Raw genomic sequence first — 25,592 nt, forward strand, 5'->3', positions numbered from 1 at the left:
CAACGGCATCACCCTTCCGCGTTCCCACCCTCGTGTACGCCCTTCCCAGGAGTGCCCACAGATGAACAGATCGCTGCTCACCGCCGCCACGGCCGCGGTGCTCGCCCTCGGACTCACCGCCTGCGGCGGTTCGGGGACCGGCACCGGCGGCAGCTCCCAGGCCGATCCGGCCGCGGTGCGGGAGGCCCTCGACAAGCCCGCGGACATCACGTTCTGGACCTGGGTCCCGAACATCGACAAGACGGTGGCGCTCTTCGAGAAGAAGTACCCGAAGATCCACGTCAAGGTCGTCAACGTCGGTCAGTCCGAGGCGCAGTACAGCAAGCTGCAGGCAGCGCTCAAGGCCGGCAAGGGTGCCCCGGACGTCGCCCAGATCGAGTACTTCGCGCTGCCGCAGTTCGCCATCACCAAGCAGCTCGTCGACCTCGCCGGCTACGGCGCGACCGGGCTCAAGGACAAGTTCGCGCCGTCCGCGTGGTCCCAGGTGAACGTCGCGGGCGGGATGTACGGCATACCGCAGGACACCGGGCCGATGGCGATGTTCTACCGCAAGGACGTCCTGGCCGGGCTCGGCGCGACGCCGCCCAGGACCTGGGACGAGTTCAACGCCCTCGCCAAGAAGATCCACGCGGCCGACCCCGACAAGTACATCACCTACACCGACCCCGGGGACGCGGGGACCGGCAACAGCATGATCTGGCAGTCCGGCGGCTTCCCGTACAAGGTCACCGGGACCACCGGGGTGGCGGCCGACCTCAAGGGCGACCCGGGGGCACAGAAGTGGGCGGGCACCTACGGCGCGCTGCTCAAGGACAAGCTGCTCGACACCACCCCGAGCTGGAACGACGCCTGGTGGAAGTCGATGGCCGCGGGCAAGTACGCGATCTGGATGACCGGCGCCTGGGCCCCCGCCGTCATGGAGCAGAACATGCCGCAGAGCAAGGGCCAGTGGGACGTCGCCCCGATGCCGCAGACCACCGCGGGCACCCCGGCGAGTGCCGAGAACGGCGGCTCCTCGGTCGCGGTCACCGCGCAGAGCGCCAACAAGGCGGCGTCCGTGGCCTTCGCGCAGTGGCTGGACTCCGACCCGGAGGCCGTCACCTCGCTCAACAAGGACGTGGGCCTGTTCCCCGCCACCAAGGTGCTGCTCGACGACCCCGCGTTCCGGAGCGCGACCGTTCCGTACTTCCCCGGGTCCAAGCCGAACGAGATCTTCGCGCAGATGTCCCAGGCGGTCCGCCCCGGCTGGCAGTACCTGCCGTTCCAGGTCTACGCGAACAGCGTCTACAAGGACTCGGTCGGCCAGGCCCTCAAGCCCGGCGGCGACGTCCCCGCCGCGCTGTCCGCCTGGCAGGACCGGATCACGACGTTCGGCAAGGAGCAGGGCTTCACGATGAAGTGACGGCCCGTCTCACGGACAGCACCGGTCGGGGCGTCGCGCGGGACGCCCCGACCGGTGCTGTGCTGCAGCCGCCGGATCCTCGCGCGTAGACCATCCTTGACCAGCCATGATCATGGGTCTAGGTTCACGGGATCACCCGACGTGCACATGACGTGAAGGAGCACCGCCATGCCCCGGACCCGAGCCCTGGCGCTCACCGCCGCGACCCTTGCGGTCGGCGCCACCCTCTACGGAATCGGCGGTGCCTCCGCCGGCAACTCGGTGCCGCGCAGCGACAAGCAGATCCCCAACCTCACCAACGTCGTCACGGAGATCAAGGCGTACTACGGCGACACCGTGGACGCCGCCGGTGAGCACGACGCGTCGCCGCAGAGCAGCTACGCGCAGCAGGTCGCGGGCATCGAGAGCAAGGCGAAGGACTACCTCAAGGACACCCTGCGGCACGAGGGTCACGGAAACGGGAGCGGCTACGGGAACGGGCACGGCGCCAAGCCCGCGATCGTCCTCGACGTCGACGACACGACGCTGCTCACGTACAACTACGAGCTGGAGGTGGGCTTCAACTACACGCCCGCCACCAACGACACGTACATCCGCACCAAGAACATGGCGCCGGTCTTCGGCATGCCGGACCTCGTCAACTGGGCGTCGGACCACGGCATCACGGTCTTCTTCCTGACCGGCCGCCCCGAGGCGCAGCGCGACCCGTCCACCGCGAACCTCGCCGTCGCGGGCTACAAGCCGGCCGCCGACGCAGCGCACTTCTTCCTGAAGAACAAGACGAGCCCGCCGGCGTACCTGCCGTGCGGCGCGACCTGCACGACGGTCGAGTACAAGGCGGGCACCCGCAAGCACATCGAGTCGCTCGGCTACGACATCGTCGCCAACTTCGGCGACCAGTACAGCGACCTCGAGGGCGGATACGGGGACAAGACCTTCAAGCTCCCCAACCCCATGTACTTCCTGCCGTAGGCGCCCTGAGTTAGGCGCACCGTCCGGCCCGGCCGCGGCTCCAAGGGGCCGCCGGCCGGGTCGGCGTCGTCAGTCGAAGACGTACGCCTCGACCTCGGCGAGGTAGCGGGCCCGCAGGGCCTCGTCACCGTCGAGGAACGCCGCCTCGAAGGAGTTGCGGGCCAGCCCGCGCAGCGTCTCGTCGTCCAGGCCGAGCGCGGCACGGACCGCGTCGTAGTTGTCGCCGGCGTATCCGCCGAAGTACGCGGGGTCGTCGGAGTTGACGGTCGCCAGCAGGCCGGCGTCGAGCATCGCGCGCAGCGGGTGGTCCTCGATGCGGTCGATGCAGCGCAGCCGGACGTTGGAGAGCGGGCACAGCGTGAGCGGGATGCGGTCGCGGACGAGGCGGGCGACGAGCTCCGGGTCCTCCAGGGAGCGCAGGCCGTGGTCGACGCGCTCGACGCCCAGGACGTCGAGGGCCTCCCAGATGTACGCGGGCGGCCCCTCCTCGCCCGCGTGGGCGACGCGGCGCAGCCCCTCGGCGGCGGCCCGCTCGTAGACCTCGCGGAACTTCGACGGCGGGTTGCCGACCTCGGCGGAGTCCAGCCCGACGGCGGAGATCCGGGACAGGTACGGCTTGGCCGCCTCGAAGGTGTCCAGCGCGGACTGCGCGGACTCGTCGCGCAGGAAGCACATGATCAACTGGGTGCTGATGCCGTGCCGTTCCCGCCCGGCGTCCAGCGCGCGGGACAGCCCCTCGACGACGGTGCCGATGTCGACGCCGCGCGCGGTGTGCGCCTGCGGGTCGAAGAAGATCTCGGCGTGCCGTACGCCCTGTTCCGCGGCGCGCGCGAGATAGGCGTCGGCGAGGCCGGCGAAGTCGTCCTCGGTGCGCAGCACGGCCATCAGCGCGTAGTACAGGTCCAGGAAGGACTGCAGGTCCGTGAAGGAGTAGGCGCGGCGGAGTTCGTCGGCGTCGGCGTACGGCAGCGAGATCCCGCCGCGCGCGGCGAGCGCGAAGGCCAGTTCCGGCTCCAGGGTGCCTTCGATGTGGAGGTGCAGTTCAGCCTTGGGAATGGGCACAGGGGATTCACTTCACAGTCGGTACGGCGGCGAGGGGTCGTACAACGGTACAGGTCAGCGCGGTGCGGGCCGCGCGGACCACGGTCCGGGGCAGGAGCCTCAGCCGGGGCAGGAGCTGCTGCCGCCCAGGGCGGCCATGGCGAGGCCGACCTGCGCGGGCGTCATGGCGGGCTCGGGCAGCGGGTGGGCGCGCTCGGCGCGGAAGCCGTCCAGCAGCAGCGCGAGATGACGCCGCCAGGCGCGCGGCGCGACCTCCCGGGTGGCCTGGGTGATCCGCGCCTGCGACCAGATGAGGAAGGCCAGGTCCTCGGGCGTGAGATCGGGGCGTACGGCACCGGCCCGCTGGGCCCGGTGCAGGATGTCGCGGCTGAGCTCGAAGATACGCTGCCGCAGCCGTTCCACCTCGGGTGACGACGGCAGCCGCATCGACGCCAGGTCGTTGAACCCCCGGTCGCCGGCCTGCAGGGCGCACATGTCCTCCAGATACCCGGCGAACCCTTCCCAGGGATCGTCGGCGGCGGCCCCGCGCTCGGCCGCCGCCAGCCACTCGGCGAGCTTCTCGGCGAAGATCTCCTCGATGACGTCGAGCCGGGTCGGGAAGTGCCGGTAGAGGGTGCCGATGGCGACCCCGGCGCGCTTGGCGATCGACTCCAGCGGCGCGTCGATCCCTTCCTGCGCGAAGGCGGTGCGGGCGACCGCGATCAGTGCGTCGCGGTTGCGCTGCGCGTCGCGCCGCAGGACACGCTTCGGGCAGCGAGAGCGGTCGGAGTCGGACATGTCCGCCAGTCTACCGAACCGGAGGCATACCTCAGGTTCGGTGGTACGGTATTCAACCTGAGAAACATGAGGGTCACCTCAGGTTCCGTTCCCCGCATCCCGGCATCCCCGCCTCCCGAAAAGAGTCCCCCCATGAACACCGTCCTCTGGGTCCTGCAGGGCGTTCTCGCCGCCGCCTTCCTCGCGTCCGGACTGACGAAGGTCAGCCAGCCCAAGGAGAAGCTCGCCGACAAGATGGGCTTCGTGAACGACTACTCGGCCGGGATGGTCAAGTTCATCGGCGCGGTGGAGGTCCTCGGCGCGATCGGCCTGATCCTCCCCGCCGCGACGGACATAGCGCCGATCCTCACCCCGATCGCCGCCACCGGCCTCGCGGTGACGATGGCCGGCGCGGCGAACTACCACCTCCGCAAGAAGGACGCGGCGAAGGAGCTCCTCCCGTCGGTGGTCCTGCTGGTCCTCGCCGCGGTGATCGCGTGGGGCCGCTTCGGGCCGTACTCCTTCTGACCCGGTCCCCCGGCCCTTGCATCACGCCCCTGCGTCACGCCCTCACGTCACCGTGATCTTGAGGGTGTGGACGATCTGGTCGGCCGCCGTCGTCATCAGGTCCGCGAGGCCGGGCGCCGTCCAGGAGACGAGGACCATGACGGCGCTCTCGATCCCCGGCGGCCGCACCCCGTAGGTGACGGTCTCCATCAGGGAGCGCTCACCGCTCTGCCCGGTCCCCCGGCCGGCCAGCCCCTGGCGGATGCGGACGGCCGGCCCCGCCGGAAGCACGGCCCGCTCCACCTCGGGCTCCTGGAAGTCGCCGGTCGCGAAGACCTCGGTGATCCAGTCCAGCGTGATCGACGGCACCTTGTCGTCGGGGTGGACGACATCCACCTCCAGCACCGCGAGCGCCTCCTCGAACCCCTCCGGATACAGCCCGAAGGCGAACACCGGCTCCCGCCCCCGGCTGTCGGCGGCCCGCTCCCGCAGGTCGTACATCAGCGCGTCGGCGTCGACCTCCGCCGGCGCCGCCGCGAGTTTCCCGGCCTGCTCGAGCGCCCACGCGCCGAGGTCGATGCCCGGCTCCAGGGGCAGCGGGATCCAGTCCTCGGGGCATTCGATACCGACGTTCCACGTGTCGTCGTTCACTGGCTCATGCGCTCCACTTCAGGGACAGCGCCACGGTGTCTGAGGTCCTTCACACTTTCCCAGCTCCCCTTGGCGATCTTGACCGGGTCGACCGCGTCACCCACCCTGCCCCAGCCGGGCGGGCTCAGCCGGGCGGCTTTCAGCGGCGCTTCGGCACCGGGATGCGCATCAGGTCCTCCGCCACGGTCAGTTCACCGTCGAAGCCGGCCTCGCGGGCCTGCCGGCCGAAGAGCGAGGGGTCGGTGTAGCGCTGCGAGAAGTGGGTGAGGACGAGATGGCGGACGCCGGCTTCGGCGGCCACCCGGGCGGCCTGACCCGCGGTCAGGTGGCCGTGGTCGCGGGCGAGGTGTTCGTCCTCGTTGAGGAACGTCGACTCGATGACGAGCAGGTCGCAGCCCTCGGCCAGCGCGTGGACGCCGTCGCAGAGGCGGGTGTCCATGATGAAGGCGAAGCGCTGGCCGGTGCGGACCTCGCTCACCTCGTCGAGGGTCACCCCGTCGAGCACCCCGTCGCGCTGCAGCCGGCCCACGTCCGGGCCGGTGATGCCGTGTGCGGCGAGCCGCGCGGGGATCAGACGGCGGCCGTCGGGTTCGACGAGGCGGTAGCCGTAACTCTCGACGGGGTGCGAGAGCTTGGCCGCGGAGAGGGTGAAGGCCTCCGTGGTGGCCAGCACGCCGTCCGCGGCGACCGGCTCCTCGGTGATCACGGCCGTCTCGCGGTAGGCCGTCGAGTAGCGCAGCCGCTCGAAGAAGTGCTGCCCGCTCGCCGGGTAGTGGGCCGCGATCGGGTGCGGCACGCGGTCCAGGTTGATCCGCTGGATCACCCCGGCCAGACCGAGCGAGTGGTCACCGTGGAAGTGCGTGACGCAGATCCGGGTCAGGTCGTGCGCGGCCACGCCGGCCAGCAGCATCTGCCGCTGGGTGCCCTCTCCCGGGTCGAAGAGAATGCCCTCGCTGTCCCAGCGCAGCAGATAGCCGTTGTGGTTGCGGAGCCGGGTGGGGACCTGGCTGGCGGTGCCGAGCACCACGAATTCACGGATGGACAAGGCGGTTATCCGGGGGGCCACTCAAGGCCGCGCCCACCGAGGACGTGCGCGTGCGCGTGGAACACGGTCTGGCCGGCGCCCGCACCGGTGTTGAAGACGATCCGGTAGCCGCGGTCGACGGTCTTCTCCGCCGCCGCCACCTCGCCCGCCTCGCGCAGCACGTCGGCGGCGGCCTGCGGGTCGCCGACCGCGAGCGCGGCGGCGTCCGCGTAGTGCACCTTCGGGATCACCAGCACATGCGTGGGCGCCTGCGGGTTGATGTCGCGGAACGCCACCGTCGTGTCGGTCTCGCGGACGATCGTCGCCGGGATGTCCCCGGCTGCGATCTTGCAGAACAGGCAGTCCGCCTGGGGTTCTCCCGCCACGGGTGCTTCTCCCTCTTCCATCGTGGAAACAGTGGTCGTCGAAAGGCGCATCGTATCGGCCGGACACCGCCCGGCACGGTCAGGACGGGCCCTACGGCAGGTGCGGCGGTGTCTTGGCCGGGTGCTCGGCGAGGGACGCCAGGGCCAGGTCGATGGCGGTGTCGAGCTGCGGATCGGTGCCCGCTGCCCAGTCCTGCGGGCGCTGCAGCACCTCGACGTCCGGGTCGACGCCGTGGTTCTCGACGTCCCAGCCGTAGCCCTCGAACCAGAAGGCGTACTTGGGCTGGGTGACGGCCGTGCCGTCCACCAGGTCGTACCGGCTGTCGATGCCGACCACGCCGCCCCAGGTGCGGGTGCCGACGACCGGGCCGATGTTCAGGGCCTTGATCGCGGCGTTGACGATGTCGCCGTCCGAGCCGGAGAACTCGTTGGCGACGGCGACGACCGGTCCGCGCGGCGCGTCCAGCGGGTAGCTCTGCGCGCGCAGGCCGCGCGGCAGGTCCCAGCCGACGATGCGGCGCGCGAGCTTCTCGATGACGAGCTGCGACGTGTGCCCGCCGCGGTTCTCGCGGACGTCCACGACCAGGCCCTCGCGGGCGACCTCGACCCGCAGATCGCGGTGCAGCTGCGCCCAGCCGAAGCCGACCATGTCCGGAACGTGCAGATAGCCGAGCCGGCCCCCGGAGCGCTCGTGGACGTGGGCCCGGCGGCCCGCGACCCAGTCGTGGTACCGCAGCGGCTCCTCGTCGGCGAGCGGTACCACCACGACGTACCGGACCGCGCCGCCGTCCGCCGGGGCCACGGTCAGTTCGACGGGCTTGCCCGCCGCACCGGTCAGCAGCGGGCCGGGCCCGGCGACCGGGTCGACGGCGTGTCCGTCGACCGCCAGCAGGCTGTCGTCGGCGCGCACCGCGACCCCGGGTGCGGCGAGCGGGGAGCGGGCCTGCGGGTCGGAGGACTCGCCGGGCAGCACGCGGACGAACTGCCAGCGGCCGTCCTCCGCGCGGGCGATGTCCGCGCCGAGCAGCCCCTGGCGGGTCAGCGCGTCCCGGTGGCCGCCGGGCGGGGTGACGTAGGCGTGCGAGGTCCCGAGTTCCCCCTGCACCTCCCACATCAGGTCCATGAGGTCGTCGTGGGTGGCGGCGCGCTCCAGGACGGGCTTGTAGCGCTCGCCGACCGCGTTCCAGTCGACACCGCTCATGTCGGCGCGCCAGAAGTTGTCGCGCATCATCCGGTGCGCCTCGGCGTACATCTGCCGCCACTCGTCCTGCGGCCGTACGGTCACCCGGATCCGCGACAGGTCGACGGTGATGTTCGCGTCCGAGTCGTCGTCGTCCGACGACTTGCTGTCGGCGGGTACGACGCGCAGCCGGCCGTTCGCGGCCAGCAGCACCTTGGTGCCGTCACCGGTGACGGCGAAGTCCTCGGCGTCGTCCGCGAGTTCCTCGACGCGCAGCTGCTTGAGGTCGTAGCGCTCCAGGACGCTGCCGGGCGGCTGCGCCTCGGGCGTGGCCAGGGCGGTGCCGAGGGTGCCGAGCAGCGGGTGGCGCAGCCAGAGCAGGCCGTTCTTGGCGGCCGTCAGCGAGGTGTACCGGCCGGCTTCGACGGGGAACGCGACGATGCGGTCGGCGATGCCCTCGAAGTCGACGCGGGTGGCCGGGACGCGGGGGCGGTCCTCGCCGTCGGCGCTCTCGGCGTCCTTATCGCCCTCGGACTTGTCGTCCTTGCCCTCCTCGTCCGGCTCCTCGACCGGGCGGCCGTGCCGCTGCGGACCGAAGGGCGACGGGGTGGTGGCGGCCAGCGTGATCAGGTGCGGGCGGCAGGCGTTGGGGAAGGACAGGTCGAAGACATGGGCGTCGTAGACCGGGTCGAAGGCCCGCTCGGACAGGAACGCGAGATGCTTTCCGTCCGGGGTGAACGCGGGCGCGTAGTCGTTGAAGCGCAGCGGGGTCGCGTCGGCGACGGACAGGTCCGACGTCGCGGCGATCCTGAGCTGCCGCAGCGGGTCGGGGCCCGGGTGCGACCAGGCGAGCCAGGCCGAGTCCGGCGAGAACGCCAGCCCGGTCACATCGCCCGCGTCGCTGGCCGCGACCTCCCGCACCTCGCCGGTCTGCGTCTCGACGAGCAGCACCCGGCCGTCGTGCGAGGCGACGGCGATCCGGTGCCCGTCCGGCGACACTTCGAGTTCCAGGACGCGGCCGAGGCGGCCGGCCGCCAGCCGGCGGGGGGTGGCGCCGGGTGCCAGACCGGCCGCGGGGGAGAGTTCGAGGGCGTCCTCGCCCTCGGCGTCGGTGACCCAGACGACCTGCTGGTCGCCCTCGCCGCCGAAGGTGCGCGGCAGCCGCGTCCTGACCCCCGGCTCCGCGGCGAGCGCGCGCGCCGGGCCGCCCCGGTGGGTGACCCAGTGGGTGGTGCCGCGGACCTCGACGGCGCTGCCGCGCCCGGTGTGGTCCGGGCGGGCGTCCCCGAGGTGGTGCGAGGCGCGGACCGGGTGCGGCTGGAGGTCGGTGCGCTGGCCGCCGAGGCGGACCTCGACCGGGCGCGGCGTGGCCGACTCCAGGTCGTCGAGCAGGTGGAGTTCACCGGCGGAGCTGTACACGACGCGGGTGCCGTCGGTCGCGGCCTGCCGGGCGTAGAAGCCGTCGAGGGGGGTGTGCCGGCGCAGGTCCGAGCCGTCCGGGAGGCTGGAGTAGAGCGCGCCGGTGCCTTCGTGGTCGGAGAGGAACGCAATGCGCCCCCAACCTTCGGCCGGGGGTGCCCCCATCTCGCTTCGCTCGCCCACCCACAGCGGGGATTCGAGGTTGCCGTCGAGGTCCGCGTGCAGCCGCTCGAAGTCGCCGCCGCCCGTCAGGTCGATCCACAACTTGCCCGCCGTGCCGCCCCGGTAGCGCTTCCAGGCCGCGGCCTCGCGGCCCATCGTCGCCGACAGCAGCAGCACCGCGCCGTCGGGCCCGTACGCCAGATCGCCGACCGGCCCGTACGGCAGCGTGCGCGCGGGCCCGCCGTCCAGCGGCACCGCCCGCGCCCAGGTGCGGCGCAGCGAGGGCTGGCCCTGCGTGCTGATCGCGACGACCTCGCCGTCCGGCGTCCAGCCGCGCACCGAGGTCTTCACGCTGCCCCAGTGCGTCAGCCGCCGCGACGGGCCGCCGTCGACGGGGGCCACGTGCACCTCTGGCGCGCCGTCGCGGGTGGAGGTCCAGGCGACCGTCGTTCCGTCCGGCGAGATGCGCGGATGGCCGACCGGCATGTTGTCGGCGCTGACGCGCCAGGCGCGCCCGCCGTCGAGCGGCGCCACCCAGACGTCGTCCTCGGCGACAAAAGCGACCAACTCACCGTTTACATGCGGATACCGGAGGTACGAAGGCTGTGTCACTCCGCCACATTAACCATGATCGAGGACGCGAACGAGCGCTTTGTCTTCAGCTTCTGGCGGATGCGGCGGAGGTTTTGCCGGACGGCCCCGACGTCGCCGAGCAGTCGCCCAGTCCGTTCACGTCGAAGACCGTACGCTTGCCGACCTGCGCGGTCAGCCGGCCGCGTACACAGCGGCCGTCGAGTTGCTCCGTCACCCGGCCGGTGACGGTGATCTTCTGCTTGTCGGTGGTCTCACCCTGACAGTCCACGGACGCGACGCCCTTGACCGGTACACCGGACGCCCGGGGGCTCGCCGTGCCGGAGGCGGTCGTGGCGCCGTCCACCGAGGCGTGGCACGACATCCACTGCACCTTGATCCCGTGGTCCTGCAACGCCCGGGTGCCCAGCTGGTCCGTGGTGATCGACACCGCCGAGGCGGTCATCCCACTCGCCGGATCGCACGCCACCACTCCGCCGAACGCGGCCAGTGCGAGGCCTCCGGCCACTCCCCACTGCTGTAAACGCTTCATACCGGCAGGGTCCCGCCGTCCCGCCCCGCGCACATCGCCCACACGACGTAGAACGCCCCTTACGGGACCGGGATTTCGCCACACAGCCGGCGATCCTCGGCGTTCTTCGAGCGGTCTTCGACCCCGTCGGCCGGAACCGCTCAGGACCAGCGGCCGGTGCGCCCGAGGAGCAGCGCGGTCGCGGCGACCCCGGCGGTCGAGGTCCGCAGCACCGTCGCGCCCAGCCGGTACGGCTTGGCCCCGGCGGCGGCGAAGGCGGCGAGCTCGTCGGGCGAGACCCCGCCCTCCGGGCCGACGACGAGCACGATGTCGCCCTCGGACGGCAGCGCGGCATCGGCCAGCGGCGCGGAGCCCTCCTCGTGCAGGACGGCGGCGAACGCCGCCCCGCCGAGCAGACCCGCCAGCTGCCGGGTCGTCATCGGCTCCGTGACCTCGGGGAACCGCAGCCGCCGCGACTGCTTCGCGGCCTCCCGCGCCGTGGAACGCCACTTCGCGAGCGCCTTGGCACCCCGCTCGCCGCGCCACTGCGTGATGCACCGGGACGCCGCCCACGGCACGATCGCGTCGACCCCGGTCTCCGTCATCGTCTCGACGGCCAGCTCGCCGCGGTCGCCCTTCGGCAGCGCCTGGACGACGGTGATCCGCGGCGCCGGCGCCGGTTCGGTGCGCAGCTCCGAGACGGCGACCTCCAGCCGGTCCTTGCCCTCGACGGACGCGACCACGCCGTACGCTCCGGCGCCCTCGCCGTCCGTCAGGACGATCTCCTCGCCGACCGCGAGCCGCCGCACGGACACCGCGTGCCGCCCCTCGGCACCGGACAGCACCAGCAGTCCGCCGCTCCGCGACCCGTCCCGCAACTGCTCGGGTTCGACGATGAATACCGGCGCGGTCATCCCAAGGCCTTCCGTGCTGCGTTGAGTTCTTCCATGAGCACGGCGACGAGTTCGCCCGCCGGCAGGTCGCGGGCCAGCCGGTGTCCCTGCCCCGCCCACAGCGCCATCGCCTGCGGATCACCGGCCGCCGCCGCGGCCTTGCGGATGCCCGCGGTCAGATGGTGGATCTGCGGATACCCGGCGGGCGCGTACGGCCCGTGCTCGCGCATGAAGCGATTGACCAGCCCGCGCGCCGGCCGCCCGGAGAACGCCCGGGTGAACTCGGTGCGGGCGTAGACCGGGTCGGTGACGGCCCGCTTGTGCAGCGCGTTGGCCCCGGACTCGGGAGAGACGAGGAAGGCGGTGCCCAGCTGCGCGGCGTCCGCGCCCACCGCCAGGACGGCCGCGATCTGGTTGCCGCGCATCAGCCCGCCCGTCGCGATGATCGGCAGCTGGACGGCGTCACGGACCTGCGGAACGAGCGACAGCAGCCCGAACCCCGCGTGGTCCAGCTCCGGATCGTCCCGGTGGGTGCCCTGGTGGCCGCCCGCCTCCGTCCCCTGCACGCACACCGCGTCGGCGCCCGCCCACTGGGCGGCGAGCGCCTCACCGGGTGTGGTGACCGTGACCACGGTGTACGTCCCGGCCTTCGCGAACGCGTCGAAGACCGGCCGGTCAGGGCAGCCGAACGTGAAGCTGACGACGGGGACCGGATTGTCCAGCAGGATCGCGACCTTGGCGTCGTACGCGTCGTCCTGCCCCGATTCGGGGTCGCCGAGCGGGGTGGAGTACCAGGCGGCCTCGCCCGCGAGCTGCTCGGCGTAGACCTCGACGGCGGACCGGTCGGCGGTGTCGGGCTGCGGAGTGAAGAGATTCACGCCGAAGGGGTTCGACGTCAGGCCGCGCAGCTGCCGGATCTCCTCGTACATCGCTTCCGGCGTCTTGTACCCGGCGGCGAGGAAACCCAGGCCGCCGGCGTCACTCACGGCCGCGGCGAGCCGCGGGGTGGACCCGCCGCCGGCCATCGGCGCCTGGATGATCGGGAACGCCGAGAACGACGAGAGATCGGTCAACGCGGACATACGCCCATCGTTTCACGCCGGGCGGGCCCGAACAGGTCGGGCCCGCCCAAGGGCGGCACCCCGGCCGAAGGCTGGGGGACGGTCGGAGCCGGAACCGGCGCCCCGCTGGACGCCGCCGGCGGCCTCAGCGGCCGTTGAAAGCGTCCTTCAACCGGGAGAACAGCCCCTGCTGGCCGGGCTGGAAGTGACCGGTGGGCCGCTCCTCGCCGCGCAACTTGGCCAGCTGCCGCAGCAGGTCCTCCTGCGCGGCGTCGAGCTTGTTGGGCGTGATGACCTCGACGTGCACGATCAGGTCACCACGGCCGCCGCCCCGCAGATGGGTCACCCCGCGCTGGTGCAGCGGGATCGACTGGCCGGACTGGGTACCGGGCCGGACGTCGATCTCCTCCATGCCGTCGAGCGTCTCCAGCGGGCACTTCGTGCCCAGGGACGCCGCCGTCATCGGGATCGTGACCGTGCAGTGCAGATCGTCGCCGCGCCGCTGGAAGGTCGGGTGCGGAAGCTCCCGGATCTCCACGTACAGGTCACCGGCGGGGCCGCCGCCGGGGCCGACCTCGCCCTCGCCCGCCAGCTGGATGCGGGTGCCGTTGTCGACGCCCGCCGGGATCTTGACCGTGAGCGTGCGACGGGACCTGACCCGGCCGTCGCCCGCGCACTCCGGGCACGGCGTCGGCACCACGGTGCCGAAGCCCTGGCACTGCGGGCACGGCCGCGAGGTCATGACCTGGCCCAGGAAGGACCGGGTGACCTGCGAGACCTCACCGCGGCCACGGCACATGTCGCAGGTCTGCGCCGCCGTGCCGGGCGCAGCGCCCTCGCCTGAGCAGGTGCCGCACGTCACCGCCGTGTCGACCTGGAGGTCCTTGGTGGTGCCGAAGGCCGCCTCGTCCAGCTCGATCTCCAGCCGGATCATGGCGTCCTGGCCGCGCCGGGTCCGCGACCGCGGCCCGCGCTGCTGGGACTGCCCGAAGAAGGCGTCCATGATGTCGCTGAAGTTGCCGAAACCGGCTCCGAAGCCGCCCGCGCCACCGCCGCCGGAGGACGACAGAGGGTCGCCGCCCAGGTCGTAGACCTGCTTCTTCGCCGGGTCCGAGAGCACCTCGTACGCGGCGTTGATCTCCTTGAAGCGCTCCTGGGTCTTCGGATCCGGATTCACATCCGGATGCAGCTCGCGCGCGAGGCGGCGGAAGGCCTTCTTGATCTCGTCCTGTCCGGCGTCACGGCGCACGCCAAGGACCGCGTAATAGTCCGTGGCCACCTACGACTCCGCCAGGATCTGTCCGACGTAACGTGCCACTGCGCGTACCGCTCCCATCGTTCCGGGGTAGTCCATGCGGGTCGGTCCGACCACACCGAGTTTGGCGACTGCCTCGTCGCCCGAACCGTAGCCGACCGCCACAACGGATGTGGAATTCAAGCCCTCGTGAAAATTCTCATGCCCGATCCGCACGGTCATGCCCGAGTCGTTGGCCTCACCGAGGAGCTTGAGGAGCACCATCTGCTCCTCAAGGGCCTCCATGACCGGCCGGATCGTCAGCGGGAAGTCGTGGTTGAAGCGGGTCAGGTTCGCCGCGCCGCCGAGCATGATGCGCTCCTCGGTCTCCTCGACGAGCGTCTCCAGCAGCGTCGCCAGCAGGATCGACACCGACGGCCGGTCGTCGTACTCGAAGCCGTCCGGCAGATCCGCCACCAGCGGCGGGACGTCCGCGAACCGGCGGCCCACCACCCGGGCGTTCAGCCGGGCCCGGACATCGGCGAGCAGCGTGTCGCTCATCGGCGCCGGGCAGTCGATGAGCCGCTGCTCGACCCGTCCGGTGTCGGTGATGAGGACCAGCATGATCCGGGCCGGGGCCAGCGCCAGGAGCTCGACGTGCCGCACCGAGGAGCGGGTGAGCGACGGGTACTGGACGACGGCGACCTGCCGGGTGAGCTGCGCGAGCAGCCGTACGGTGCGGCCCACCACGTCGTCGAGGTCCACCGCGCCGTCCAGGAAGTTCTGGATCGCGCGCCGCTCGGCGGACGTGAGCGGCTTCACCCCGGCCAGTTTGTCGACGAACAGCCGGTAGCCCTTGTCCGTCGGGATCCGGCCCGCGCTGGTGTGGGGCTGGTGGATGTAGCCCTCGTCCTCCAGCGCCGCCATGTCGTTGCGCACCGTGGCCGGCGAGACGCCCAGGCCATGGCGCTCGGTGAGCGCCTTGGAGCCGACCGGCTCCTCGGTGCCCACATAGTCCTGGACGATGGCGCGCAGTACTTCGAGTCTGCGTTCGCTGAGCATCGCGCACACCTCCAGCCGTAGATCCCGCACCAGCACTGCCGTGGCCTGGCACTCATCCGATACGAGTGCCAACATCCCCCGCAGTCAGTGTACGGCGGAGTAGCAAGGCCCCGGCAAGGGTCGCAACGGTAGCGCGCGGGCAGGGTTCCCCGGCGATAGCGTCACAGGGTGGATACCGCAGAGTCCGGCGCCGACGGCTGGGAGCACCTGGCTCCCGGCGTCGCCCGCCGCCGTCTTCCCTTCCTCGACGTCACGATCGGCCTGGTCGTGGGTGACGAGGGCGTACTGCTCATCGACACCGGCTCCACCCTCGCCGAGGGCGCTCGACTACGGCTGCAGGTGCGGGAACTGACCGGTCGCCCTGTGACGCACATCGCTCTCACCCACGCCCACTTCGACCATGTCTTCGGCGCCGCCGCCTTCTCCGGGGTGCGGGTGTACGGGCACCGGGCACTCGACGGCTGCCTGGAGCGCGGCCGCGACGCGCTCCGCGAGGACGCGGTCACGCACGGCGTCGGCCCCGGGCCCGCGGCCGAGGCGGCGGACGTCCTGGTGCGCCCGGACCGGCTCGTCGACGACGGGTACGAACTCGACCTCGGCGGCGGCCGCACCGCCCTGCTCTTCCACCCCGGCACGGGCCACACCACCCACGACCTGGCCGTGTACGTGCCCGGAACGCCCGCCGTCGTGTTCTGCGGCGACCTCGTCGAGGAGTCCGGCGAACCGCAGGCGGGCCCCGACGCCGTCCCCGCCGCCTGGCCCGCCACCCTCGACCGGCTGCTCGCGGTTGGCGGCGAGACCGCTGTCTACGTCCCCGGCCACGGCGCCGCCGTGGACGCCCGCTTCGTCCGCGCCCAACGCGACGCCCTGACGGCCCGGTTCACCGCGTCGTAGCCCCCGCCCAGGACGCTGTCCTGGATACGATCCGCCCATGCGCAGCAGAGAGTACGGTCCCGACCTCACCCCGCCCTGGAAGAAGAGCGTGCCCGCGCCCGAGGTGGCGGCGGAGCCGGATCTGGTGGTGGAGGAGGTCTCGACGGGCTTCTGCGGGGCGGTGGTCCGCTGCGAGAAGACGGCGGAGGGGTTGACCGTGACGCTGGAGGACCGCTTCGGCAAGCACCGGGTCTTCCCCATGGAGCCGCGCGGCTTCCTGCTCGACGGCGAACCCGTCACCCTCGTCCGCCCCCGCACCGGCGGCCCCGGCGCGCAGCGCGGGCCGCTGCTGTCCGCGTCGGGCTCGATCGCGGTCCAGGGCGCCCGCGCCCGGGTGGCGCGGGCCGGACGGATCTACGTGGAGGGCCGGCACGACGCGGAGCTGGTCGAGCGGGTCTGGGGCCACGACCTGCGCGTCGAGGGCATCGTCGTCGAGTACCTGGAGGGCATCGACGACCTGCCGGCGATCGTCGCCGCGTTCTCCCCCGGCCCGGACGCACGGCTCGGCGTCCTCGTCGACCACCTGGTGCCGGGATCGAAGGAGTCCCGGCTCGCGAGCCAGGTCTCCGGCGTCGCCGACGTCCTCGTCGTCGGCCACCCCTACATCGACGTCTGGGAGGCCGTGAAGCCGTCCTCCGTCGGCATCCCCGCCTGGCCCTCCGTACCGCGCGGCCAGGACTGGAAGACCGGCGTCTGCGAGGCGCTGGGCTGGCGGGAGACCACCGGCGAGGCCTGGCAGCGGATCCTGGCCTCGGTCCACACGTACAAGGACGTGGAACCGGCACTGCTGGGCCGCGTGGAAGAACTGATCGACTTCGTCACGGCCCCCTGAGCCGGCCTGCCCACGCAGCACCCCATCCAGCCCTTGCGCCACGGCCCCCACCCGCTCAGTCGACCAGGTCCCGCACCACCGCATCGGCCAGCAACCGTCCGCGCAGCGTGAGAACGGCCCGCCCGGCCGCAAAAGGCTCCGGCTGGAGCAGCCCATCCGTCACCGCTCGCGCCGCGGCCGCCGCCCCCGCCGGCGCCAGCAACCCCAGCGGGCACCCCGCCGCCAGCCGCAGCTCCAGCAGGATCCGCTCGACGCGCCGGTCCTCGTCCGCCAGCAGCTCCCGTCCCGCGCCGGGGCTGCGCCCCTCGGACAGCGCCTGCGCGTACGCGCCCGGGTGCTTGACGTTCCACCACCGCACGCCGCCGACGTGACTGTGCGCGCCGGGGCCCGCGCCCCACCAGTCCGCGCCGGTCCAGTACAGCTCGTTGTGCCGGCAGCGCCCCGCTTCGGTCGTCGCCCAGTTCGACACCTCGTACCAGTCGAATCCGGCCGCGGCGAACCGCTCGTCGGCGATCAGGTACCGGTCGGCGTGCACGTCGTCGTCGGTCATCGGCACCTCGCCGCGGCGGATCCGCCGCGCCAGCTGGGTGCCCTCCTCGACGATCAGGGCGTACGCGGAGACGTGGTCGGGTCCGGCGCCGATCGCCGCGTCCAGCGAGGCCCGCCAGTCGTCGTCCGACTCGCCCGGCGTGCCGTAGATCAGGTCCAGGTTGACGTGTTCGAAGCCGGCGGCGCGCGCCTCCGCGACGCAGGCCTCCGGCCGGCCCGGGGTGTGTTTGCGGTCCAGGATCTTCAGGACGTGCTGCTTGGCGCTCTGCATGCCGAACGAGATCCGGTTGAAGCCGCCCGCCCGCAGCTCCGCGAGGTAGGCCGGGTCGACGGACTCGGGGTTGGCCTCCGTGGAGATCTCCGCGCCCGGCGCGAAGCCGAACTCGGCGCGGATCGCGGCCAGCATCCGGACCAGGTCGGCGGCCGGGAGCAGCGTCGGGGTGCCGCCGCCGACGAAGACGGTCTCGACCTGGCGCGGGTCGTCGCCGAGCACCTTGCGGGCGAGCCGGACCTCGTCGATCAGGTAGTCCGCGTAGTTCTCCCGTGAGGCGAGGACCCCGCCGGAGCCACGCAGCTCGCTCGCGGTGTAGGTGTTGAAGTCGCAGTAGCCGCAGCGCGTGGCGCAGTACGGGACGTGCAGATAGAACCCCAGCGGCCGGGCGCCCGCCCCTGCGAGCGCGCTCGCGGGCAGCGCCCCGTCCTCGGGCATCGGCTCACCATCAGGCAGTACGGAAGGCATGACCCCATTGTCCGCCCCCGGCGGCGGCGCTCGTCCCACCCGCTCGGGGACGGACCGCCGCCGGGCTCACCCGGCCTGGTCTCAGGCCTCGCGCGATCCCGCGTACATGTCGTCGATCAGCGACTGGAACTCGCGCTCGACGACCGGCCGCTTGAGCTTGAGGCTCGGGGTCAGGTCGCCGTGCTCGACGTCGAGGTCGCGGGGCAGCAGCCGGAACTGCTTGATCTGCTGCCAGCGCTGCAGGTCCTCGTTGACCCGCGCCACATAGCCCTCCATCATCTCGCGGGCCTGCGGGGAGGCGACGACCTCGGCGTAGCTCCGTCCTTCGAGCCCGTTCTCGGTGGCCCAGCCGAGGATCGTCGGCTCGTCCAGGGCGAGCAGCGCGGTGCAGAAGTTGCGGTCCGCGCCGATCACCAGGACGTTGCTGACGAACGGACAGACCGCCTTGAACTGGCCTTCCACCGCGGCGGGCGCGATGTACTTGCCGTTCGAGTTCTTGATGATGTCCTTCTTGCGGTCGGTGATCGTCAGGAAGCCGTCCGCGGACAGCTCGCCGATGTCACCGGTGTGGAACCAGCCGTCGGGCTCGAGGACCTCGGCGGTCTTCTCCGGCAGCCCGTGGTAGCCCTGCATGATGCCGGGGCCGCGCAGCATGATCTCGCCGTCCTCGGCGATCCGGACCTCGAGGCCGGGCAGCGGCTTGCCGACGGTGCCGGTGCGGTACGACTCACCGGGGTTGACGAAGCTGGCGGCGCTGGACTCGGTGAGCCCGTAGCCCTCCAGGATGTGGATGCCGACGCCGGAGAAGAAGTAGCCGATCTCGGGCGCCAGCGCGGCGGAGCCGGAGACGCAGGCCCGCAGGTTGCCGCCGAACGCCTCGCGGATCTTGGCGTAGACGAGCTTGTCGGCCACGGCGTGCTTCGTGGACAGCCCGAAGGGGGCGCTGGCCTTGCCGGTGAGGCGCAGGTTGTTCTGGGTGACCTTGGCGTACTCGCGGGCCACTTCCGAGGCCCACTTGAAGATCTTGTACTTGGCGCCGCCGCCCGCGCGGGCCTTGGCCGCCACGCCGTTGTAGACCTTCTCGAAGATCCTGGGCACGGCCGCCATGTAGGTCGGCTGGATCAGCGGCAGATTGGTGATGATCTTGTCGACCCGGCCGTCCACGGCGGTGACGTGGCCGATGGTGATGTGGCCGGCGGTGAGCACCTTGCCGAAGACGTGCGCCAGCGGCAGCCACAGGTACTGGACGTCGTTCTCGTCGAGCAGGCCGACCGACTGGATCGCGCGGGCCATGTAGGCCCAGCAGTCGTGCGGCAGCCGGACGCCCTTGGGGCGGCCGGTGGTGCCGGAGGTGTAGATCAGCGTCGCGAGCTGGTCGCGGGTGATGGCACCGACGGCGTCCTTGACGGCCTCCGGGTGCTTCTCCAGATACGCCGTTCCGCGCCGCTCCAGCTCGTCGAGCGAGAGCACCCAGCCGTCACCGGAACCGTCGGCGCCCTCGACGCCGGTGGCGTCGATCACGACCACATGGGCGAGCTCCGGGAGCTCCGCCCGCCGCTCGCGGGCCTTGCCGACCTGTACGGCGTCCTCCGCGATCAGCACCCGGCTGCCCGAGTCGGCGAGGATGAAGGCCGTCTCGTCGGCGTTGGTGCTGGGGTAGATCGTCGTCGTGGCCGCACCCGCGCACAGCACTCCGAGGTCGGCGAGGATCCACTCGACCCGGGTCGCGGAGGCGATGGCCACCCGCTCCTCGGGACGGATCCCGAGGTCCATCAGACCGGCCGCGATGGCGAACACCCGTCCCGAGGCCTGGCCCCAGGTCAGTGAACGCCAGCTGTCCGGGCCCCCGGCCGCGTCGATCACGGGGTAGCGGTATGCCTCCGCGTCGGGAGTCGACTCCACCCGTTCGAGGAAGAGTGTCGCCACGGATGGCGGTCGGGTCTCGATCAGCGTCTGTGTCTCTGTCACGACATCCTCCGGGCCCGCGCCTGCTCTGTTAACTCACCAGTAACCTCTGCGTCGCGATCAGAGTAGAGGCCCATCGCCCGGCGCGTAAGGGGCTCAGGGCCGCTCGTTGCAACCGTAACCAATCGTGTAGGTGCCAGGTACATCCTTCGGACGCGTCGCAGGTGGGGGTTGTGCCCGCGAACCGGGCCGGATGCGCGGAGGGCGCCCCTCCGTTTCCGGTGGGGCGCCCTGGGCGCGGAGTGTGACGCGAAGAACTACTTCTTGCCCTTGCTCTCGCTGCCGCCGCCGTCGGAGTCCGTGGACAGCACCGCGATGAAGGCCTCCTGCGGGACCTCCACGCTGCCGACCATCTTCATCCGCTTCTTGCCTTCCTTCTGCTTCTCCAGCAGCTTGCGCTTACGGGAGATGTCGCCGCCGTAGCACTTGGCGAGCACGTCCTTGCGGATCGCGCGCACCGTCTCACGGGCGATGACGCGGCTGCCGACCGCGGCCTGGATCGGGATCTCGAAGTTCTGCCGCGGGATGAGCTTGCGCAGCTTGTCGACCATCCGGACGCCGTACGCGTACGCCTTGTCCTTGTGCAGGATGGCGGAGAACGCGTCCACCTTGTCGTGGTGCAGCAGGATGTCGACCTTGACGAGGTCGGCGGTCTGCTCGCCCTTGGGCTCGTAGTCCAGCGACGCGTAGCCGCGGGTCTTGGACTTGAGGTTGTCGAAGAAGTCGAAGACGATCTCGGCCATCGGCAGGTCGTAGCGCAGCTCGACGCGGTCCGCCGACAGGTAGTCCATCCCGAGCAGCGAGCCGCGGCGGGACTGGCAGAGCTCCATGATCGCGCCGACGAACTCGTTGGGCGCGAGGATCGTCGACTTCACCATCGGCTCGTACACCGAGGTGATCTTGCCCTCGGGGAACTCGCTCGGGTTGGTGACGATGTGCTCGGAGCGGTCCTCCATCACCACGCGGTAGACCACGTTGGGCGCGGTGGCGATCAGCTCCAGGCCGAACTCGCGCTCCAGCCGCTCGCGGACCACGTCGAGGTGCAGCAGGCCGAGGAAGCCGACGCGGAAGCCGAAGCCGAGCGCGGCGGACGTCTCCGGCTCGTAGACCAGCGCGGCGTCGTTGAGCTGGAGCTTGTCCAGCGCCTCGCGCAGCTCCGGGTAGTCCGAGCCGTCGAGCGGGTACAGGCCGGAGAACACCATCGGCTTGGGATCCTTGTAGCCGCCCAGGGCCACGGTGGCGCCCTTGGACTGCGACGTGATCGTGTCACCGACCCTGGACTGCCGGACGTCCTTCACACCGGTGATGATGTAGCCGACCTCACCGACCCCGAGGCCGTCGGAGGGCGTCATCTCCGGACCGGAGATGCCGATCTCCAGCAGCTCGTGGGTCGCGCCGGTCGACATCATCTGGATGCGCTCGCGCTTCTTGAGCTCACCGTCCACGACCCGCACGTACGTGACCACGCCACGGTAGGAGTCATAGACCGAGTCGAAGATCATCGCGCGGGCCGGGGCCTCGGAGATGTTGGCGCCGACCGGGGCCGGCACCTTCTTCACGACCTCGTTGAGCAGGTCGCCCACGCCGACGCCGGTCTTCGCGGAGACCTTGAGCACATCGGACGGCTCGCAGCCGATGATGTGCGCCAGCTCCTCGGCGAACTTCTCCGGCTGGGCGGCCGGCAGGTCGATCTTGTTGAGCACCGGGATGATCGCGAGGTCGTTCTCCAGCGCCAGGTACAGGTTGGCGAGGGTCTGGGCCTCGATCCCCTGCGCCGCGTCGACCAGGAGGACGGTGCCCTCGCAGGCGGCGAGCGACCGCGAGACCTCGTACGTGAAGTCCACGTGGCCCGGAGTGTCGATCATGTTCAGGATGTGGGTCGGGGCCGTGGCGTCGCCGTCCGTGGGCGCCCAGGGCAGCCGGACCGCCTGGGACTTGATCGTGATGCCACGCTCACGCTCGATGTCCATGCGGTCGAGATACTGGGCACGCATCTGCCGCGGATCGACCACACCGGTCAGCTGGAGCATCCGGTCGGCGAGCGTCGACTTGCCATGGTCGATGTGCGCGATGATGCAGAAGTTACGGATCAGCGCCGGGTCGGTACGGCTCGGCTGCGGAACATTGATCGGGGTCGCGGGCACGCAGGGTCCTGTTTCTCGACGCTTGACGTCTGACGTCTGTAGGCGGATCGATACGTTGACCCCCATCGTCCCATGACTGGAGGCCTGGGACCGGTTTGGGAGGTCGTGCGGGCGGCTGGTAGCCTGGAGCACTGTGCCTCGTGCCCTGTGACCCGAGGCGCTCAGTCAAGTGTCTATGCAAAGTACCCGAACCTGAGAAGGCTCTTTCGTGGCGAACATCAAGTCCCAGATCAAGCGGAACAAGACCAACGAGAAGGCGCGCCTGCGCAACAAGGCGGTCAAGTCCTCCCTCAAGACCGCGATCCGCAAGGCCCGCGAGGCCGCGGCGACCGGTGACGTCGAGAAGGCCACCATCGCCAACCGCGAGGCCGCGCAGAAGCTCGACAAGGCCGTCAGCAAGGGCGTCATCCACAAGAACCAGGCCGCGAACAAGAAGTCCGCGCTGGCTCACAAGGTCGCCTCGATCAAGGCCTGACCGTTTGACCGGGGCCCCTGGGCCCCAGCTCGCCGGAAACGGAACCAGCGGCCCCTCTACCGCCCGGACCGGCAACCGAAAGACATCGCGCCGCGCTCGGCCGTTCGCCACGCGGGTGCGGCGCACACAGCAGCATCCGAAGGCCCCGCAGCCATCCTCACGGGACGGCAGCGGGGCCTTCGGCGTTGCCATATCCTCACGGCATGTCGACGCCGCCTGATCAGCCGAGCGCCTACCCGTATCCGGGTCCCCAGTCCGCCGCGCAGCCCTCGCCCGGGTTCGGGCCGCCGGTTCCGGCCCAGCAGAACCCGTACGCGCAGCCCGCGCCGCACCAGGTACCGCAGCAGCCGGGCCAGCCAGGGTCGTACTACGGGCCGCAGGGTCCGCCGATACCGCAGCTGCCTCCGCCGCCGGGCGGTGGCTCCGGCGCCGGGAAGGCCGTGCTGTGGGCGGCCGTCGGCGCGGTGGTCGCGTCCGCGCTCTGGGGCGGCGGGGTGCTCCTGCTCGGCGGGAAGGACAAGGACACCGCGACCGCCGACCTCAAGGGCTACAAGATCCAGTCCGATGTCTGCACGGCCACCGACGTCTCGGCCTTCAAGGGCAAATACCCGGAGAACGACAGCTCCCCGGTGACGTACACGCTCAAGCACGACGCACTGGACGACATGTACTGCGACATGGACCTGAAGATGTCGGGGTCGAGCTACGCGGACGCCTATCTGAACACCACGGTGCAGCTGCACAAGGTGACCGATCCGTCGGCCGAGTTCGTGGCGCGGTGGGAGAGCTACACACAGCGCAAGGGCGACTACAAGGCCGAGAAGGTCCCCGGCCTCGGTGACGCGGCCTATCTGGTCACCGAGGACACGATCAGCGGCTCGTCGGGCTCGCGCTCGGTGACGCTGGCCGTACGGGACGGCTGGATGACGTACCAGATGGCCTGGAGCATGTACCTGTCCTCGCTCGACAAGGACAAGACCCCGCCGACGGTGAGCGAGGTCACCAGCTGGGTGAAGAGCTCCACGACCGCGACGCTGGCCAAGCTGAAGAACTGAGCGGGCCGGACGGAGCACGACGGGGCCGGCCGGAGACCTGCCGGACCGCCCGCGACCGCAGGAGCAGCCGGCCGGGCTGCTACGAGCGGTCGCGGGCGGCGCGGGCCACCGCCACGACGGCCTTCTCCAGGGCGTAGGCGGGGTCCGCGCTGCCGCCCTTGACCGCGGCGTCCGCCTCGGCGACGGCGCGCAGCGCGGCGGAGACTCCGTCGCCGGTCCAGCCGCGCATCTGCTGGCGCACCCGGTCGATCTTCCACGGGGGCATGCCCAGGTCACGGGCGAGCTGGCCGGGGTTGGCGCCGCGCGGGGCGGAGGCGAGCTTGCCGATGGCGCGCACGCCCGAGGCGAGGGCGAAGGTGATGCCGGGCAGCGGCTGGCCCACCGAGAGGGCCCAGCGCAGCCGCTCCAGCGCCTCCGCGGTCCGGCCGGTGACGGCGAAGTCGGCGACCTCGAAGCCGGTGGCCTCGGCGCGGCCGGTGTAGTAGCGGGCGACGACGGCCTCGTCGATCGTCCCCTCGACATCGGCGACGAGCTGGGCGGCGGCGCTGGCCAGCTCGCGCAGGTCGCTGCCGATGGCGTCGACCAGCGTCTGGGTGGCCTCGGGGGTCGCGGAGCGGCCCAGGGTGCGGAACTCGCTCCGGACGAACGCCAGCCGGTCGGCCGGCTTGGTCATCTTCGGGCAGGCGACCTCGCGGGCCCCCGCCTTGCGGGCCGCGTCCAGCAGCGCTTTGCCCTTGGCGCCGCCCGCGTGCAGCAGCACCAGGGTGATCTCCTCGGCGGGCGCGTCCAGGTACGCCTTCACGTCCTTGATCGTGTCCGCGCCGAGGTCGTGCGCGTCGCGCACGATGACGACCTTGCGCTCGGCGAAGAGCGAGGGGCTGGTCAGCTCGGCGAGGGTGCCGGGCTGCAGCACTCCGGGGGCGAGGTCGCGCACATCGGTGTCGGCGTCGGCGGCGCGCGCCGCCACGATCACCTCCCGCACGGCGCGGTCGAGCAGCAGGTCCTCCTGGCCCACGGCGAGCGTGAGCGGAGCGAGCAGATCGTCTGGGGAACTCTTCCTGGCCATCGCCGACCAGCATCCCACGGGGTACTGACAGCGGCGGCCATGGCGGAGAATGGTCCGGTGAGCGACGTACGACATGTCCTGGTGCTGCCCGACCGCGATTCCGCCGAGGAGGCCGCCGAGGCGGCCATGGAGCGTTTCGGCCTCCCCTTCGAGCCGCAGCTCGTCCGTGACGCGCTGGCCGGCGAGGACGACGCCGAGGACGCCCAGTGGCTGGTCGTGGTGGAGGACGAGGAGGGCCGCCTCGAGGGCGCCGCCCTGCACGCCCTGGCGGAGGAATTCGACGGCTGGCGGGAACAGCCCCGCGAGTAGCGCCGCGAGTGTCCGGATGCCGGACGGGGCCCAGGTCCGGAGATCTGCCGGGCGGGGCCCAGGTCCGGAGATGTAGGGCCGCGGCCCATGGTGGCGTCCGCGGGCGTTCGGTAGCGTCCCGGGGCATGACGACCCCTGCCGCACCACTCACGCCTTCCGCCTCTTCCGCCGCTGCCGTCCCGCCCCTTCCGGACGGGCCCCGGAGCCTGAAGCAGCGCAAGGACGAGGCGCTACACCGGCTCGAACACGACGCGGACGTATGGGTGGCCACCGCCGACGCCCAGGGGACACCGTGCCTGGTGCCGCTGTTCTTCCTGTGGGACGGCGAGGCGCTGTGGCTGTCCACCCGCGGTACGAATCCCACCGGCCGCAATCTGCGGGACAGCGGGCTGGTGCGGGTCTGCCTGGGGCACACCCGTGACGTCGTCCAGATCGACGCCACGGCCAGCACCCTGACCGCGGCGGAGCTGCCCGTCGAAATCGGTGACGCCTTCGCCGCGAAGGGCGACTGGGATCCGCGCGGCGACGGACCGTCCTATCTGTGGTTCCGGGTCCAGCCGCACACCGTCCAGGCCTGGGGCACCGTGGCCGAGTTGAAGGAGCGGGACCTGATGCGCGATGGGCAGTGGCTGCTCTAACAGGAATCTATCGA

The 25,592-nt window shown here is 71.5% G+C and carries 24 protein-coding genes; 9 read left to right on the forward strand and 15 right to left on the reverse strand.

Annotated features, from left to right (window positions below):
• The first annotated feature begins 61 nt into the window (after positions 1–61).
• Both LNW72_RS14805 and LNW72_RS14810 read left to right on the forward strand, forming a co-directional pair.
• On the forward strand, positions 62–1,402 hold the full coding sequence (locus LNW72_RS14805; RefSeq protein ID WP_250975850.1) for a sugar ABC transporter substrate-binding protein: 1,341 nt from the start codon (positions 62–64) through the stop codon (positions 1,400–1,402).
• A 168-nt stretch (positions 1,403–1,570) separates the two neighbouring features.
• On the forward strand, positions 1,571–2,374 hold the full coding sequence (locus LNW72_RS14810; RefSeq protein ID WP_250975851.1) for an HAD family acid phosphatase: 804 nt from the start codon (positions 1,571–1,573) through the stop codon (positions 2,372–2,374).
• A 69-nt stretch (positions 2,375–2,443) separates the two neighbouring features.
• Here the strand turns inward: LNW72_RS14810 and LNW72_RS14815 are convergent, their stop codons facing one another.
• Both LNW72_RS14815 and LNW72_RS14820 read right to left on the reverse strand, forming a co-directional pair.
• Positions 2,444–3,436, reverse strand: a complete 993-nt coding sequence (locus tag LNW72_RS14815; RefSeq protein ID WP_250975852.1) for an adenosine deaminase — start codon at positions 3,434–3,436, stop codon at positions 2,444–2,446.
• 99 nt (positions 3,437–3,535) lie between these two features.
• On the reverse strand, positions 3,536–4,213 hold the full coding sequence (locus LNW72_RS14820; RefSeq protein WP_250975853.1) for a TetR/AcrR family transcriptional regulator: 678 nt from the start codon (positions 4,211–4,213) through the stop codon (positions 3,536–3,538).
• Positions 4,214–4,345: 132 nt separating this feature from the next.
• Here LNW72_RS14820 and LNW72_RS14825 point away from each other — a divergent pair, with 132 nt between their 5' ends.
• Positions 4,346–4,720: a DoxX family protein gene (locus tag LNW72_RS14825; protein WP_250975854.1), complete on the forward strand. Its 375-nt coding sequence runs from the start codon at positions 4,346–4,348 to the stop codon at positions 4,718–4,720.
• A 42-nt stretch (positions 4,721–4,762) separates the two neighbouring features.
• On the opposite strand, the gene LNW72_RS14830 is transcribed toward LNW72_RS14825, so the two are convergent.
• The 9 genes from LNW72_RS14830 to hrcA form a co-directional block, all read right to left on the reverse strand.
• On the reverse strand, positions 4,763–5,350 hold the full coding sequence (locus LNW72_RS14830) for a hypothetical protein (protein WP_250975855.1): 588 nt from the start codon (positions 5,348–5,350) through the stop codon (positions 4,763–4,765).
• Between the two features lie 139 nt (positions 5,351–5,489).
• Positions 5,490–6,395, reverse strand: a complete 906-nt coding sequence (locus tag LNW72_RS14835; RefSeq protein WP_250975856.1) for a ribonuclease Z — start codon at positions 6,393–6,395, stop codon at positions 5,490–5,492.
• Between the two features lie 5 nt (positions 6,396–6,400).
• Positions 6,401–6,760, reverse strand: coding sequence for a histidine triad nucleotide-binding protein (locus LNW72_RS14840; RefSeq protein ID WP_250975857.1), 360 nt, complete (start codon positions 6,758–6,760; stop codon positions 6,401–6,403).
• A 91-nt stretch (positions 6,761–6,851) separates the two neighbouring features.
• Positions 6,852–10,133: a S41 family peptidase gene (locus tag LNW72_RS14845; protein ID WP_250975858.1), complete on the reverse strand. Its 3,282-nt coding sequence runs from the start codon at positions 10,131–10,133 to the stop codon at positions 6,852–6,854.
• 46 nt (positions 10,134–10,179) lie between these two features.
• Positions 10,180–10,644: a hypothetical protein gene (locus LNW72_RS14850; protein ID WP_250975859.1), complete on the reverse strand. Its 465-nt coding sequence runs from the start codon at positions 10,642–10,644 to the stop codon at positions 10,180–10,182.
• 140 nt (positions 10,645–10,784) lie between these two features.
• Positions 10,785–11,537 carry a 16S rRNA (uracil(1498)-N(3))-methyltransferase gene (locus LNW72_RS14855; RefSeq protein ID WP_250975860.1) on the reverse strand — a complete coding sequence of 251 codons (753 nt, stop codon included), beginning with the start codon at positions 11,535–11,537 and terminating at the stop codon, positions 10,785–10,787.
• Positions 11,534–12,598 (reverse strand): nitronate monooxygenase, encoded by a 1,065-nt coding sequence (locus LNW72_RS14860; RefSeq protein ID WP_250975861.1) that lies wholly within the window; start codon positions 12,596–12,598, stop codon positions 11,534–11,536. Before LNW72_RS14860 ends, LNW72_RS14855 begins: the two co-directional genes overlap by 4 nt.
• A gap of 124 nt (positions 12,599–12,722) precedes the next feature.
• Positions 12,723–13,856 carry a molecular chaperone DnaJ gene (gene dnaJ, locus LNW72_RS14865; RefSeq protein WP_138353165.1) on the reverse strand — a complete coding sequence of 378 codons (1,134 nt, stop codon included), beginning with the start codon at positions 13,854–13,856 and terminating at the stop codon, positions 12,723–12,725.
• Positions 13,857–14,873, reverse strand: coding sequence for a heat-inducible transcriptional repressor HrcA (hrcA, locus tag LNW72_RS14870; RefSeq protein WP_138353257.1), 1,017 nt, complete (start codon positions 14,871–14,873; stop codon positions 13,857–13,859).
• A 168-nt stretch (positions 14,874–15,041) separates the two neighbouring features.
• Between hrcA and LNW72_RS14875 the strand changes: the two genes are divergently transcribed.
• Both LNW72_RS14875 and LNW72_RS14880 read left to right on the forward strand, forming a co-directional pair.
• Positions 15,042–15,767, forward strand: a complete 726-nt coding sequence (locus LNW72_RS14875) for an MBL fold metallo-hydrolase (protein WP_250975862.1) — start codon at positions 15,042–15,044, stop codon at positions 15,765–15,767.
• 37 nt (positions 15,768–15,804) lie between these two features.
• Positions 15,805–16,638: a DUF3097 domain-containing protein gene (locus LNW72_RS14880; RefSeq protein WP_250975863.1), complete on the forward strand. Its 834-nt coding sequence runs from the start codon at positions 15,805–15,807 to the stop codon at positions 16,636–16,638.
• Between the two features lie 55 nt (positions 16,639–16,693).
• On the opposite strand, the gene hemW is transcribed toward LNW72_RS14880, so the two are convergent.
• The 3 genes from hemW to lepA all read right to left on the reverse strand — a co-directional run bounded on the left by hemW (position 16,694) and on the right by lepA (position 22,035).
• Positions 16,694–17,926, reverse strand: coding sequence for a radical SAM family heme chaperone HemW (hemW, locus tag LNW72_RS14885; RefSeq protein ID WP_250975864.1), 1,233 nt, complete (start codon positions 17,924–17,926; stop codon positions 16,694–16,696).
• Positions 17,927–18,007: 81 nt separating this feature from the next.
• Positions 18,008–19,894, reverse strand: a complete 1,887-nt coding sequence (locus tag LNW72_RS14890) for an AMP-dependent synthetase/ligase (RefSeq protein ID WP_250975865.1) — start codon at positions 19,892–19,894, stop codon at positions 18,008–18,010.
• A 254-nt stretch (positions 19,895–20,148) separates the two neighbouring features.
• Positions 20,149–22,035: a translation elongation factor 4 gene (lepA, locus tag LNW72_RS14895; RefSeq protein ID WP_250975866.1), complete on the reverse strand. Its 1,887-nt coding sequence runs from the start codon at positions 22,033–22,035 to the stop codon at positions 20,149–20,151.
• A gap of 208 nt (positions 22,036–22,243) precedes the next feature.
• Here lepA and rpsT point away from each other — a divergent pair, with 208 nt between their 5' ends.
• Positions 22,244–22,510 (forward strand): 30S ribosomal protein S20, encoded by a 267-nt coding sequence (gene rpsT, locus LNW72_RS14900; protein WP_250975867.1) that lies wholly within the window; start codon positions 22,244–22,246, stop codon positions 22,508–22,510.
• A gap of 203 nt (positions 22,511–22,713) precedes the next feature.
• Complete coding sequence (locus tag LNW72_RS14905) at positions 22,714–23,565, forward strand: hypothetical protein (RefSeq protein WP_250975868.1); 852 nt, start codon at positions 22,714–22,716, stop codon at positions 23,563–23,565.
• Positions 23,566–23,644: 79 nt separating this feature from the next.
• On the opposite strand, the gene holA is transcribed toward LNW72_RS14905, so the two are convergent.
• A complete protein-coding gene (gene holA, locus LNW72_RS14910) occupies positions 23,645–24,631 on the reverse strand; it encodes a DNA polymerase III subunit delta (RefSeq protein WP_250975869.1) in 987 nt (328 codons plus the stop codon).
• Positions 24,632–24,688: 57 nt separating this feature from the next.
• Here holA and LNW72_RS14915 point away from each other — a divergent pair, with 57 nt between their 5' ends.
• On the forward strand, positions 24,689–24,940 hold the full coding sequence (locus LNW72_RS14915) for a hypothetical protein (RefSeq protein WP_250975870.1): 252 nt from the start codon (positions 24,689–24,691) through the stop codon (positions 24,938–24,940).
• 125 nt (positions 24,941–25,065) lie between these two features.
• Positions 25,066–25,578, forward strand: a complete 513-nt coding sequence (locus LNW72_RS14920) for a pyridoxamine 5'-phosphate oxidase family protein (protein WP_250975871.1) — start codon at positions 25,066–25,068, stop codon at positions 25,576–25,578.
• Positions 25,579–25,592 lie beyond the last annotated feature (14 nt).

It is taken from the genome of Streptomyces sp. RKAG293 (assembly GCF_023701745.1).
In the GTDB taxonomy this organism is placed as follows: domain Bacteria; phylum Actinomycetota; class Actinomycetes; order Streptomycetales; family Streptomycetaceae; genus Actinacidiphila.

Excerpts from the sequence above, each read along its gene's own strand:
- LNW72_RS14880 (WP_250975863.1), top strand. The coding sequence starts at position 15,805 with ATGCGCAGCAGAGAGTACGGTCCCGACCTCACCCCGCCCTGGAAGAAG.
- LNW72_RS14820 (WP_250975853.1), bottom strand. The coding sequence starts at position 4,213 with ATGTCCGACTCCGACCGCTCTCGCTGCCCGAAGCGTGTCCTGCGGCGC.
- hemW (WP_250975864.1), bottom strand. The coding sequence starts at position 17,926 with ATGCCTTCCGTACTGCCTGATGGTGAGCCGATGCCCGAGGACGGGGCG.
- holA (WP_250975869.1), bottom strand. The coding sequence starts at position 24,631 with ATGGCCAGGAAGAGTTCCCCAGACGATCTGCTCGCTCCGCTCACGCTC.
- LNW72_RS14850 (WP_250975859.1), bottom strand. The coding sequence starts at position 10,644 with ATGAAGCGTTTACAGCAGTGGGGAGTGGCCGGAGGCCTCGCACTGGCC.
- LNW72_RS14920 (WP_250975871.1), top strand. The coding sequence starts at position 25,066 with ATGACGACCCCTGCCGCACCACTCACGCCTTCCGCCTCTTCCGCCGCT.
- LNW72_RS14905 (WP_250975868.1), top strand. The coding sequence starts at position 22,714 with ATGTCGACGCCGCCTGATCAGCCGAGCGCCTACCCGTATCCGGGTCCC.
- LNW72_RS14825 (WP_250975854.1), top strand. The coding sequence starts at position 4,346 with ATGAACACCGTCCTCTGGGTCCTGCAGGGCGTTCTCGCCGCCGCCTTC.
- LNW72_RS14805 (WP_250975850.1), top strand. The coding sequence starts at position 62 with ATGAACAGATCGCTGCTCACCGCCGCCACGGCCGCGGTGCTCGCCCTC.
- LNW72_RS14810 (WP_250975851.1), top strand. The coding sequence starts at position 1,571 with ATGCCCCGGACCCGAGCCCTGGCGCTCACCGCCGCGACCCTTGCGGTC.
- LNW72_RS14855 (WP_250975860.1), bottom strand. The coding sequence starts at position 11,537 with ATGACCGCGCCGGTATTCATCGTCGAACCCGAGCAGTTGCGGGACGGG.
- hrcA (WP_138353257.1), bottom strand. The coding sequence starts at position 14,873 with ATGCTCAGCGAACGCAGACTCGAAGTACTGCGCGCCATCGTCCAGGAC.
- LNW72_RS14860 (WP_250975861.1), bottom strand. The coding sequence starts at position 12,598 with ATGTCCGCGTTGACCGATCTCTCGTCGTTCTCGGCGTTCCCGATCATC.